The organism is Bacillus sp. TH19 (genome assembly GCF_016651075.1).
In the GTDB taxonomy this organism is placed as follows: Bacteria; Bacillota; Bacilli; order Bacillales; family Bacillaceae_G; genus Bacillus_A; species Bacillus_A mycoides.
Map to the genome: position 1 here is coordinate 2,459,639 of NZ_JAEKEO010000007.1, position 13,311 is coordinate 2,472,949.

General features: G+C 33.9%; 11 protein-coding genes. 10 read left to right on the top strand and 1 reads right to left on the bottom strand.

Annotated features, from left to right (window positions below; all coding sequences use genetic code 11):
* Window positions 1-37: 37 nt before the first annotated feature.
* The 8 genes from JFU54_RS16445 to JFU54_RS16480 all read left to right on the top strand — a co-directional run bounded on the left by JFU54_RS16445 (window position 38) and on the right by JFU54_RS16480 (window position 8,501).
* On the top strand, window positions 38-331 hold the full coding sequence (locus JFU54_RS16445; RefSeq protein WP_000583822.1) for a putative quinol monooxygenase: 294 nt from the start codon (window positions 38-40) through the stop codon (window positions 329-331).
* 146 nt (window positions 332-477) lie between these two features.
* Entirely contained in the window at window positions 478-1,410 is a 933-nt protein-coding gene (locus JFU54_RS16450) for an AAA family ATPase (protein ID WP_001023371.1), read from the top strand.
* Window positions 1,407-2,516 (top strand): DUF58 domain-containing protein, encoded by a 1,110-nt coding sequence (locus JFU54_RS16455; protein ID WP_002190028.1) that lies wholly within the window; start codon window positions 1,407-1,409, stop codon window positions 2,514-2,516. The genes JFU54_RS16450 and JFU54_RS16455 overlap by 4 nt, the downstream gene beginning before the upstream one ends.
* Window positions 2,517-2,531: 15 nt before the next feature.
* Window positions 2,532-3,269: a hypothetical protein gene (locus tag JFU54_RS16460; RefSeq protein WP_002032907.1), complete on the top strand. Its 738-nt coding sequence runs from the start codon at window positions 2,532-2,534 to the stop codon at window positions 3,267-3,269.
* A 349-nt stretch (window positions 3,270-3,618) separates the two neighbouring features.
* The gene (locus JFU54_RS16465) at window positions 3,619-4,125 is read left to right on the top strand and encodes a DUF3902 family protein (RefSeq protein WP_016091668.1); all 507 of its coding nucleotides are present in this window, start codon (window positions 3,619-3,621) and stop codon (window positions 4,123-4,125) included.
* Between the two features lie 451 nt (window positions 4,126-4,576).
* Window positions 4,577-5,743, top strand: coding sequence for a serine hydrolase domain-containing protein (locus JFU54_RS16470; RefSeq protein WP_201065431.1), 1,167 nt, complete (start codon window positions 4,577-4,579; stop codon window positions 5,741-5,743).
* A 368-nt stretch (window positions 5,744-6,111) separates the two neighbouring features.
* Entirely contained in the window at window positions 6,112-7,866 is a 1,755-nt protein-coding gene (locus JFU54_RS16475; protein ID WP_201065433.1) for an adenine deaminase C-terminal domain-containing protein, read from the top strand.
* Between the two features lie 113 nt (window positions 7,867-7,979).
* Window positions 7,980-8,501, top strand: a complete 522-nt coding sequence (locus JFU54_RS16480) for a hypothetical protein (RefSeq protein WP_002165535.1) — start codon at window positions 7,980-7,982, stop codon at window positions 8,499-8,501.
* A 122-nt stretch (window positions 8,502-8,623) separates the two neighbouring features.
* Here the strand turns inward: JFU54_RS16480 and JFU54_RS16485 are convergent, their stop codons facing one another.
* On the bottom strand, window positions 8,624-10,003 hold the full coding sequence (locus JFU54_RS16485; RefSeq protein ID WP_201065435.1) for a catalase: 1,380 nt from the start codon (window positions 10,001-10,003) through the stop codon (window positions 8,624-8,626).
* 271 nt (window positions 10,004-10,274) lie between these two features.
* On the opposite strand from JFU54_RS16485, the gene JFU54_RS16490 reads away from it, so the two are divergent.
* Window positions 10,275-11,492, top strand: coding sequence for an aspartate aminotransferase family protein (locus JFU54_RS16490; RefSeq protein ID WP_002190021.1), 1,218 nt, complete (start codon window positions 10,275-10,277; stop codon window positions 11,490-11,492).
* A gap of 303 nt (window positions 11,493-11,795) precedes the next feature.
* Window positions 11,796-13,247 carry an MFS transporter gene (locus JFU54_RS16495; protein WP_012261183.1) on the top strand — a complete coding sequence of 484 codons (1,452 nt, stop codon included), beginning with the start codon at window positions 11,796-11,798 and terminating at the stop codon, window positions 13,245-13,247.
* Window positions 13,248-13,311: the final 64 nt, after the last annotated feature.

The window sequence follows — 13,311 nt, forward strand, 5'->3', positions numbered from 1 at the left end:
AAAACAGAAATAAGTGAGATATGAGAGGGGAAACACCATGATTATTATTCACGCAATATTTCAAGTAGATCCAGCAAAACAACAATCGTTTTTAGAAGAAATTCAGCCATTACTTCATGGTTCAAGAGAAGAAAGTGGAAATGTATCTTACGATTTATATAAAGATACTGAAAAAGAAAGTGTTTATACGATGGTAGAAGTATGGAAAGATGAAGCAGCAGTTGCGAGTCATAATACGAGTGAACACTTCACATCTTTCGTTAGTAAAGCATCACAGTTTTTAACTGCTCCGCTTGATATAAAGGTTTATAGCGGTGAACTAGTAAAATAATTAGGTAGAAAAAGATGACTTTAGCGTATGGCTGAGGTCATCTTTTTTATTTAGATAGGAATATATTTACTTCTAACGTAATGTGTTATAATTTGGAAAATGAATATTCTTAATTTTAAAAACATTTAAAGGTGGTAGTGAAATATATGAACATATTAAAGAAAATCACTAACAATATTTCAAAGGTCATTATAGGAAAAGATGAATCGATTGAACTAGCAGCTATAGCTCTTATAGCAAGAGGACATATTTTATTAGAAGATGTACCTGGGACAGGGAAAACAACATTAGCGAAAAGTTTGGCTAAAAGTGTGGACGCTAAGTTCCAAAGAATTCAATTTACAGCTGATACTTTGCCTGGAGATGTTATTGGACTCGAATATTTTGATGTGAAGGAATCGGATTTTAAAACGAGGTTAGGGCCTATTTTTGCAAATATAGTATTAGTAGATGAAATTAATCGAGCTGTGCCGAGAACGCAATCTTCGTTACTTGAAGTTATGGAAGAACGTACCGTTACGATTGCGAAACAGACACATTCATTACCAGAACCTTTTTTAGTTATTGCAACGCAAAATCCTCTTGAATCGGCGGGTACATTTCCTTTACCTGATGCTCAATTAGACCGATTTTTACTTACTATTCGACAAGGTTACCCTACGAGAGAAGCAGAAAAGGAAATGATGAATCGGTTCCAAACGAATGATCCATTAGAAACGCTACATTCTATTATTTCAAGTGAAGAAATAATAAATATACAAAAACGTGCAAGGGAAGTGTTAGTAGGGAATGATGTGCAAGATTATCTTCTTGAAATTATTGAAGCAACCCGTAAGCATGAGTTAATTGAAATTGGTGTAAGCCCGCGAGGCACATTGGCATTTATGCGGGCAATCCAAGCACGAGCAATATTAAATGAAAGAGATTACTGTACACCAGATGATATAAAACTACTAGCTGCATCCGTTTGTGCTCATCGTTTAACGTTAACGATTGAAGGGGAGATGAAAACGACAAAAGAACAAATCATGAAAGAAATTCTTCATACGATTAGTGTGCCAGTGGAGAATGTACGATGAATCAACAGCTTGTGTATACACCTTTAGCGGAGCCTTTCGTAATAGGAGTTATGTCAGTTGTAGCCGTTATTTTATGTGTATTTTCAAGTAATTTACTCATATTATCTCTCGTATTTTTGTATGTAATTTTAATAGGTACTATGCATGTATACATACGTAAAGTATCTCGTGTTGAATGGGAATACAGTCAAGGGAATTCAAACGTTTTTATAGGTGAAACGAATATGTGCAAAATAAAAATTTCAAACAAGTCGTTATTTCCTATTCTTAATATCGTATTTCGATTTAAATGTGAAAACAAGCTAACTTGGAATCATGATGAACTAAACAAAAATCATAGTACAGGTTCAAATTATTATTTGAATTTCAATATAAAAGGAGGAGAGGCAGTTTCATTTGATTTGCAAGCTGTAGCTTTAAAAAGAGGAATCGCGAAATGGGAAGAAGTTGAAATTGTTATTACTGATCCCTTTGGATTCATAACGAAACATATAACATATAAACAAGTTGATACGCCGTCCTATTTAGTTTTACCAGCCGTTCCGAAAATACAAGTTCCTGAATTACAAGAATGGTCACGCGGATTTCGAAAAGCGATGTCTTCTCCGCTATATGATGAAACGAAAGTAATGGGAGTGAAGTCTTATGAAAATGAAGATTTTCGTTCTATCCATTGGGGTGCAACAGCAAAAACAGGGACGATAACTGCGAAAAAATATGAACGAACACAATCTGATAAATACGCGATTTATCTCAATTTACAAAATAAAAGTGGCGTTTCTTTACGAAATGATATTGAAGAGCTTATTGAATTAACCGCAGGCATATGCAAACAACTGCTCATGCAAGATTGTTCATTTGAGTTATGGATTAACAGTGTGAAAGGTAACGGATTGTTACATGTAAAGAACGGGGATAATCGGAAACATTTGCAAAATGTATTAAAGATACTTGCCTCAATATCGGATCAAGATACGCCTGTATCTTCTACTTATTTTTACACAGCAGGATTTCGTCGTAAGGAATTGGATGCAGTTCCTTTAATTCTTGGTACTTCACCTAGGGAATATAGTAGAACGAATAAATGGATTGTAATTAAAGAATAAGAAAGGGCTTATGTCATGGTGAATAAAAAGCGGCATATGAAGGTGAAGTTGTGGAGTGTAAAAGCTTTAATCATACTTTTCTTTGCGGTTAGTGCGATAACGTTATCACAAGGTGTTGTGCATGTACAGGACATAGTAAAAGAGCGTTTTTTTAGTAAGACGGAGACAATATCAGAAAGAAATTATGATTTTACTAGTTTAGACGAACAGTTTGATGAACCTGAAAGAATTATAGATGAAGAAACAGGAGTTGTAGATACAAGAACAAAAATAGATAGGGAAATTCCACTTTTTGTACGAAAAAATTCATGGACTGATGTGTTTTCTGTTCTTTCAAATTCATGGATTAGTGTCGTTTTTTATGTAATTATTGCAGTGGTCATTCTATATGCTTTTTATAAATTAATGAGGAAAAAGGTAACGAAATCAGAAATAGAACAGGATAAACAATCGATAACAAAAGAAAATACGGATAGAACCGAAAAGAACAAGAAAGTGAAGCATCAGTTTGAACAGCCGTTACCTAAAGACACGATAAGGAAAACATTAGTTGAATGGGAAAGAACTTTACCATTTCACGAACAGCGAAGGCCCTATGAAACGATGCAACAATGGCTGAAAAGAATTTGTAGAACGATAGACATTATTCCAATATATGAGTCTGTTCGTTATGGTGAAAAGACGTATACGGAGTTAGATGTTAAGAAGACTATGCGGTGGATAGAGCGGGATGGAAAAGGGCGATATGAATAGTAGAATGTATTATATGAAAATAAAATGGTGGCTGAGTTAATCTGAATATGAAAGTTATATAAGTAAATAAAATTAGCTGTAAATTAATTTTATTTACTTATATTTAATTGCATGTTAATGTATACTTAATTTTTTAATATCTCTACCAATGGAAAAAGAATATACAAGCTATATGGAACTCTTTGTAGAGTATTGCTTCTTTAATTGTTCATGAGTTTATCTTTGTTTTATTAATATAGAATGAAAAAAGGATACGTTAGAGCTAAACGATTAATGGGTAGCATGTTAATAAAAAATTACATGAGTTTAGTAAAAACTTATAATTTATTTTTAAGGGTGTGAAAATATAATGAAACCGGTATTGAAAAGCATACTTATTTCCTTTGCTTTTTCTGCAGTAGGGATGTGTTGGTTGCTGTTCATGTTATTTAGAGGAGGCGGAGACTGGTTATTGTCTTGGATAGGTGTATTAATGGCATATTTATCTTTATACACTTTAATAGATTTATATTGTAAAAATACATACGAAAAAACATTAAATATAGTGCTTATAAAATCAACAGTTACTACCTTTAGTTTTGGAGTATTAGGAATCATATTTGGTATAATACACGAGCTATTAACACCATGGAGTCTCAGTTTAATGGTTTGGTATTGGCTGCTAATTCTACTTTTATTTTTAACGACCATAATATTATTAGTTATTTTAGTATTTGTAAATCGTAAAGATCAAAATTTCCCCGGGGTATATAGATTACTTATACTTCTAAATTTACTTCTTACGTTAGGACCAGTATTGTGGCCACTATTTCTTACTATTCTTGGAAATGGTATGAATGCTAGTGCAGGATGGTAAAAGTGAATAAAGATTAGTAGTTTAAAGAAGTGAATGAAATAAAAAGTTGATATAGGGTTTTAAGTATGTAAGAGAACGTGTTTTGATAAATTGAAAACACGTTCTTTTTTATTGTTAATCTTAATATGAACTCCTTAAATTTATAAGATAATTCGATTGGGAAAAAGATATGTTACTGGAACAAACATATATGTACCTTTGAAACGAACACAATTAATGAATCATCTTAAAAATAATAAAGACGAGGTGAAATGAAAATAAGGGCAGTTAAGTGGCTGTCCTTATTTTATATGCCCTTTTTATTTTCATGCATAGCTCTTTCTCAGTTTATCGTATCAAAATTTGAACGTAAGTATTTCGTAAGGAATGGATAAGAAAAAAGAGAGTTTTATCATATAGGATTAAAGTATAACTTGAATTAATCCGATATTAATAGAGAAGAGGGAGCCTTATGAAAAAATGTAATTCAATTAAGTTAGCAAGTTTAGCAATTTTATTAGCGGGTACTACTCTATTCACACCAGGTTTTACTGTGAAAGCAGAGTCTGTTCAAAATTTATCTAGTCCGTCACAATCACATGATCAAAAGAACCGAAATGGTTGGAAACAAGTAATGCAGGAAACAGTTCAGCTTGGAACCCCAGGAATATTAGCGAAGACGTCTAACAATGGAAAGATTAGTAGTTATACTGCTGGCGTCGCGGATTTAAATACAAAGAAAACAATGAAATCGGATTATCGTTTTCGGATTGGGAGTGTGACGAAGACTTTTACCGCTACGACTGTTCTTCAATTAGTAGGAGAAAATCGCGTGCAACTTGACGATCCAATTGAAAAGTGGCTACCGGGTCTCATTCAAGGAAATGGGTATGATGGCAATCAAATTACGATACGTCAACTTTTGAATCATACGAGTGGTATAGCTGAATACTTAAAGTCAAAAGACGCTGATATTATGAATTCGAAAAAAACGTATACAGCAGAAGAAATAGTGAAAATAGGACTTTCTCTACCTCCAGATTTTTCACCAGGTAAGGGATGGTTGTATTCAAACACAGGATATGTAATATTGGGAATGCTTATTGAAAAAATAACTGGAAATAGTTATGCGGAAGAAATTGAAAAGCGAATTATTGAGCCTTTGGATCTGTCAAATACGTTTTTACCAGGGAATTCACCCGTAATTCCAGGTAAGAATCATGCCCGAGGGTATATGAAAATTGATGAAACAAGTGAGTTGAAAGATATGACGTATTATAATCCGAGTTTAGCTAATTCAGCTGGAGATATGATTTCTAATGCGGACGATCTAAATAAATTCTTTTCATTTTTACTTGGTGGTAAGTTACTGAAAGAACGCGAGCTAAAAGAAATGCTTACTACAGTTCCTATAGAAGGAAAAGGTGTTGGTGATGGATATGGCCTTGGGATATATGAGACTAAACTTCCAAACGGTGTTTCAGTTTGGGGTCACGGAGGGGCAATTCCTGGATTTACAACTTTTGTTGGCGGAGTAATGGGAGGCAAACATACATTAGCTGTCAATATTAACTCTTTAGGTGCGATGGATGTTTTTACACAGTTTAATAAAATGATGCAAATTGAATTTAAGAAATAGATGAAAAGAAAGCGAATGGAATGCTGCTTTAGTTGTAAATAAAAGAGATGCTTTTTAATTTCGCAAATAAGGACAGTATTAGCATTCATGGTATGGCAGCAATCAAGTATATGTAGAACATAAATACGGATACAAGTGTAATTCAATCTTATAGTTTAGTATAAAAAAGGATGTCGGTTACAAGACATCCTTTTTATTGAGGATCAAAGAGGTATGTTTGTAAATTTCGAAAATTGTCATTTTTGTAATCATTCCATATAATAAAGGGTATAGGGGATATACAGGGGAGTTATGAATGGAGAATACTTTAGTTAGTTAATTATTTTTGTTTTAATAAATAAAAGGAAATTGATGTGGAGTGAAATACATTGGGACAAAATCAGTTTAGATGGAGTAACACACAATTACGAGAACATGTTGAAGTAATAGATGGCACAAGAAGCCCGCACATTTTATTCAAGAATGCAACATATTTAAATTCCTATATGCGCGAGTGGGTGCAAGCAAATATTTGGATCTATGATGACCGAATTATATATGTAGGAGAAAAATTACCAGAGCAAATACATGAATGTGAAGTCGTTGATTGTAATGGAAAGTATGTAGTTCCTAGTTACATAGAACCGCATGCACATCCATATCAATTATATAATCCAGAGACTTTAGCAAATTATGCGATGCAATTTGGGACAACGACTTTCATTAATGATAATTTAACTTTATTTTTCACGTTACAACGTGAAGTAGCATTTCGTTTATTAGATGAATTTGAAAAGATTCCAGCAAGTATGTATTGGTGGTGCCGTTTTGATGGACAAACTGAGCTGCAAAATGGTGAATCTTTATTTAATAGTGAAGAAATAATAGAGTGGCTAAAGCATGAAGCGGTTCTTCAAGGCGGCGAGTTAACAGCATGGCCAAAACTATTAAATGGCGATGATGAGATGTTAAATTGGGTACAGGAAACAAAGCGCTTACAGAAAAAAGTAGAAGGTCATTTTCCCGGTGCGTCTGAATCAACGTTAGCGAAGTTAAAGTTACTAGGTACTGATTGCGATCATGAAGCGATGACAGGACAGGAAGCATTAACACGCCTTATGCAAGGTTACACCGTTACTCTTAGAAACTCTTCTATCCGTCCAGATTTAGAAGTTTTACTGAAAGAATTGCTGGAATTAGGTGTCAAGCAATTTGATAGATTCATGTTCACAACAGATGGTTCACATCCGTCATTTTATGAAAACGGAATGACGAATAGGATGATAGAAATCGCGATAAAGCAAGGAATGCCAGTAATTGATGCCTATAATATGGCAAGCTATAACATTGCTCGTTATTATAATATGGAGCATTTACACGGCGCGATCGCGACAGGAAGAATTGCAAATATTAATATTTTGGAAAGTAAAGAAAATCCGATTCCAATAAGTGTAATTGCAAAGGGGAAATGGATGAAGCGTGACGGAATAAACAAAAATGCATCATTACATATAGACTGGAGTAAATTCAAAGTAACTCCATTATCATTAGACTGGTCTTTAAAGAAAGAAGATATGATTTTTTCTGAAACAACAGGTATAAAATTATTAAATGATGTTATTTCAAAACCATATGTAACTGAAATCGACTTAAACGGTGAAGAACTTTCTATTGAGCATGATGAATGTTTCCTTATGATGATTGCTCGTGATGGCACTTGGCGAGTGAATACAGTTGTGAAAGGTTTTGCGAATGGATTAGGAGGTCTTGCTAGCTCTTATTCCGGTACAGGTGACATCATTCTTATTGGAAAAAGGAAAGAAGATATGCTTACAGCTTTTCATAGAGTAAAAGAGCTAGGTGGCGGTATAGTAATAGCGGAAAGAAATGAAGTGTTACACGAAATTGCATTACCATTGCTCGGGATTATGTCTAATTTGAAAATGAGTGAATTAATACAGAAAGAGAAAAAAATGGTGGAATTACTACAAGAGCGAGGATACACCTATAATGATCCAGCATTTACGATTTTATTCTTTTCTGCGACGCACTTGCCTTTTATACGGGTAACACCTATAGGATTATATGATGTGAAAAGTAGTAAGGTACTTGCTTCGCCGATGAAACTGATAAATCAATATTAAAAGGAAAGGTCCTATAAAAAATCTATTTTATAGGACCTTACTCATTCTTAGCATAAGAATATCCTAAACCTCAAATAATATAGTATCTAAATCATTTGAGGTGATACTTAAATATGAAAAAACTATTGTATGTTTTAAGTGTATTTATTTTGTGCGTATCTATACAGCATGTGGTACATTCTCAGTCAAATGCACCAAGGTTATCTTCAGATTGTCTGGAAGAAAGTAAAATTCGTGATGAAAAGTATGTGAAAAACATTATGAATGACATTATATCTACATTTGATTTAAAGATTGATGAAAATAGTTTTTTGGAAGTTAGTAAAAGAGACCTAGAGGCTGCGCATTTGATGTATGGCGGAAGGGAAAATGATTCTTATTATAATTCGCTAACTAAAGTTTATGATAGTGGTGGATATAGGGGAGAGCCTAGATTATTTGTGAAGGCGCAAGAAGCATTTTTACTTTATAAAGAAATAGACGATACTAATGTAATGAAACGCCTAAACCTTGAAAAAGGGGAATGGATTGTTACCGAAACGAAAAAGAAGCAAGGGAAAATCGTGGAATACAGACCATTACAATGTGAAAAAGATTATCTGAAAAAGAGAAATGAATACCATAATATAAAATGATGTAACGAAAATCTTGAATGGGAAAGTTTTCGTAAATAAATGTAAATTAATCGGTAGAAATCACTAGTAAGTTCGCCATAAAAAAACGTCATTTTCATCATTGAAAATGACGTTTTTTATTATTAAAGCCTTTGCATCGCACTCTCAATCCTCTTTGCTAAATCAGCTGACACTTCATGGAAATACCCTAAAACTACCTTTCTTATATCATTGGAGATAACTTTCAAATCACTAGCTAAGTTTTCGGCAAGATGTTCTTTTTCGATTTGTGATAACTTCGCATAATATTCACCAGGCTGCCCAAAGTCGTCTTTCTTAGTTATAGAAGCTCTTTCAAGTTTTCCTTCAACGTATCTTCCGTCACCGCTAGTTGCTTGATTAGCAGGTGTCCAATCTTGCTGTTGGTTGATCGCTATTTTACGAAATTCAGGTCCAATTCTTCTTCTTTGAGAATCACTATAAATGTTAGCACGACCTTGTAGCATTTTATCATCTGATAGTTCTGCACCGTCTAGTAAATTAGAAGGGGAGAAAGCGACTTTTTCTACTTGTTCTTTATAGTTTTCAGGATTTTTATTTAATACCATTTTGCCTACTGGTATAAGAGGATACTCCTTTTCATCCCATACTTTTGTATCATCTAAAGGGTCATAAGAAAGGTGTGTTTCATCTTTAGGATCCATGAGCTGGACATATAAACCATATTCCACTGCTTTACCAGCCTCAATTGTATCGTATAAATCTTTCCCGCTATAATCAGGATTTTCGGCGGCCAGTTTATTTGCTTCCTCACTAGTAATGAATTGTACACCTTCAAATGGATACCAATGATACTTTACATACTTTCGATAACCTTGAGCATTTCTCCAAACATATGTATTTACACTATGTCCTGGGATGTGGCGAAGACTTTTTGCCGTACCAGCATCAGAGTATAAACGGACAACAAAGTGAATGGATTCGGGTGCTCTAGCAACAAAATCCCAAAATCTATCAGGGTCTATTAAGTTATTTTTAGGTGAAGGCAATAACGCATTAATAGTTTCAGGGAAACGCATCGGATCACGAACAGAAAAGACAGGAAGGTGATTACATAAAAGATCAAATACGCCTTCTTTTGTATAAAATTTTGTAGCAAAACCCCGTACATTTCTAGAAGTATCAGGTGTTCCTTTCGTACTAACAGCTAATGAAAATCGAACCATAACAGGAACTTTCTCATTTGAATTTTGTAAAAAGCTTAGTTTTGTATGTTCAGACATCGGATATATCGTTTGAAAATAACCGAATGCACCAAATCCTTTTGCATGAACAGGTCTTTCTAAAATTTTTTCGTGAATAAATTCTTGTAACGCCTCGTGCAGTACATTATCTTGTTTTAAAATAGGTCCACGTGAACCAACTGTTTGAGAGTGAAGTATAGCTTGTTCATTACGTTCTCCATTTTCATTAAAGCCTTTCCCTAGTAAAGATTGTCCCTGTTTATCATAGTTTTCAGACATCGATATAGCCTCCAAATCTTTTTTTTCCATTGTTACTAAATATGATTTTATAGCCTTGATTATGTATGACACGCAAAGTTCAAAATAGTAACAGACCGCTAGATGAAAAAAACGTGTATGTAGTGGACCTGTTGAAATAGAAGAAATTATGGAAAAATGAATATCGGGAAGAAAATTACTATTAAAATTACAATCTTAAAAATGAATTTATACATGACTTTATAGAGAATGAACATAAATAAACAGGGAAAATAACTAGGAGGAATTTAAAATGTCGGATTGGTTTCAATTAGATAAAGAATATATGATGCCTACGTATTGTCGTACGAAGGTTGCAATAGAAAGAGGAGAAGGGTGCAAGCTTTATGATGTGGATGGTAAAGAGTATGTAGATTTATTTTCTGGTGTCGGAGTGAACGTATTAGGGTATAATCACCCGAAAATCGTGCAAACGACAATGGAACAAGTTACGAAATCTCTGCATCTCCCATTTCATTTTTTAAACCCAGTTGCGATTGAGTATGCAAAGAAATTAGTTGATTGCTCTTTAAAAAATGGAAAAGTCTTTTTTACAAACTCTGGTACGGAAGCGACAGAAACAACGTTGAAATTAATTGATAAATATAGAGCGAATACGCATGAGGAACGTGAAGGAATCGTAGTGCTGAAGAATAGCTTCCACGGACGTACGTTAGGGGCACTTCATTTTACGAGACAAGAAAGTGTATATCAAAATTTCCCTAAAACATCGATTCCAGTATATGAAGTAGAGCGCGAGAATATAGAGCAATTAGAAGAAACAATTGTTAAAGAAAATCCAATTGCGATTATGCTAGAGCCTGTATTAGGTAGCGGGGGGATATACCCTTTATCGGGTGAATATTTACATGGTGTTCAAAACTTATGTGATAAATATAATGTCATTCTTATCGTTGATGAAGTTCAAAGTGGTATGGGGAGAACTGGTAAACTATTTGCTTATCAAAATTTCAATATTACACCGGATATTATTCAAATTGGTAAGGGAGCAGGAGGCGGGATACCGCTTGGCGGAATTATTGTAGGTGAAAAGTTATGTGATGTATTTGCACCAGGAGATCACGGCACAACGTTTGCTCATTCTTCAATGGGAACGGCTTTAGGGTTAACGGTTTTAAATACATTGATTGACGATGGTTTAATGCAAGAAGCGTATGAAACATCACACTATCTAAATGATAAATTGCAAGAAATTCAGAAAGAAAATTCTTATTATATTCAGGAAGTACGTCATGCTGGAATGATGTTTGGAATTAGTTTGAATGATAAGAATGAAAATGTTAAGAAATTACAGGTGGAGCTAATGGAGAAAGGAATGTTAGTTGATGTTACACAAGGGAACATCATCCGTTTACTTCCTCCATATATAATTACTAAAGAAGAAATTGATGCATTTATTTATGAGTTTATCTCCTGTATTCATAGCTTATCAGCTATAGCGAGTGTTTAAAAAACTTTATAAAAAAGTACCTTATTTTTAATTCAAATAAGAAGAAAATAGGGGTGAAAAAAATAAATTTACGTATTAAAATAAAAAGCTGAAAAAGGTACTCGTATAGCGCCTTCTTCAGCTTTTTAAAATAGTAAATTACTTAACATAGGAAGCATCTCATTGGACAAATAATTAATTATGTGAAACAATAATAACAGATAAGGAGACGTTGCTTTTCCTTAAGTGCTTCGTATTGAATTTATTCTAGTAAGAGAAGGTGTGCTTAAAGAAGTTAAATTAAATAAGGGGCTGTTTTACTATATGCAACAAAATAATGATTTGAATTTTGAACCTCAAGACGTTAATATTGTCAATTCTAAACAAGCGAAAAAAGCAGTTATTGCTACTGGCATTGGGAATGCAATGGAGTGGTTTGACTTTGGATTATACGCGTATTTAGCGGTAATATTAAGTCAATTATTCTTCTCAGGTGTGGATAATAGTGGTTTGCAACTTGTACTAACATTTGGTACATTTGCGGCGGCCTTTCTCGTTCGACCAATCGGAGGTATTTTCTTTGGTAGAATAGGAGATAAATACGGCCGAAAGATTGTTTTAAGTACAACTATTATTTTAATGGCACTTTCTACATTATTCATCGCATTACTACCAACCTATGAACAAATTGGTGTATGGGCACCAATACTACTTTTAATTGCTCGAATGATTCAAGGCTTCTCTACAGGCGGCGAATATTCAGGAGCAATGGTTTATATCGCAGAATCTTCTCCAGATAAAAAGCGTGGTATACTCGGTAGTGGTCTTGAAATTGGAACACTCTCAGGTTACATTGCTGCCTCGGTAATTGTTACCATTTTGACGTTATTATTAACAGATGAGCAAATGCTCAGCTGGGGATGGCGTATTCCTTTCTTAATTGCTGCACCAATTGGTTTGGTCGGTTTATATTTACGACGTCATTTAGATGAATCTCCAATCTTTCAAGAGATGGAAAAAGCACAAGAGGAATCTGAAGACAACGAACAATTTTCATTTATGGATATATTAAAATATCACAAAAAAGACTTCTTATTAAGCACAGTAATTGTTGCCTTCTTTAACATTACAAACTATATGATCCTTTCGTATATTCCTTCTTATTTAACACAAGTACTAAAAGTCAAAGAAACAACGGGCTTATTAATTATTTCAATTACGATGGCACTTATGATTCCACTGGCACTTTATTTCGGTAAATTAAGTGATAAAGTAGGTAATAAACGAGTAGTACAAATTGGCTTACTTGGTTTAGCATTATGTTCAATTCCAGCATTTTTATTAATTGGTAACGGACATATTGTAGCCATGTTTGCGGGTATTTTCATTTTAGGTTTCTTCCTTAGTGTATATGAAGGAACATTGCCTTCGTTATTACCAGCACTCTTTTTCACCGATGTACGTTATCGTGCGCTTTCTATCTCCTTTAATATTTCTGTATCTATATTCGGTGGTACAACACCGCTCGTATGTTCATACTTAGTTCATGCTACTGGTAATCCACTGGCACCAGCATTTTATTTAACAGGTGTAAGTGTAATTGGATTAATTGTGTTTAGTGTACTGTTTGTCACAACCTCAGGACGTGCACTAAAAGGTTCTTATCCTACTGTAGAATCGAAAAAAGAAGCACATCAAATTGCTAAAGAGGATCCTGAAGAAACACTTTGGTGGCATGAAGAATCTTTAGAAATTGAAGCAGGAAAAAAAGCATAATTTGTGAAAAGCAACGTGGACTTTTACACAAAAAGACTCCTAGTTTAATAGGAGTCTTTTTGTA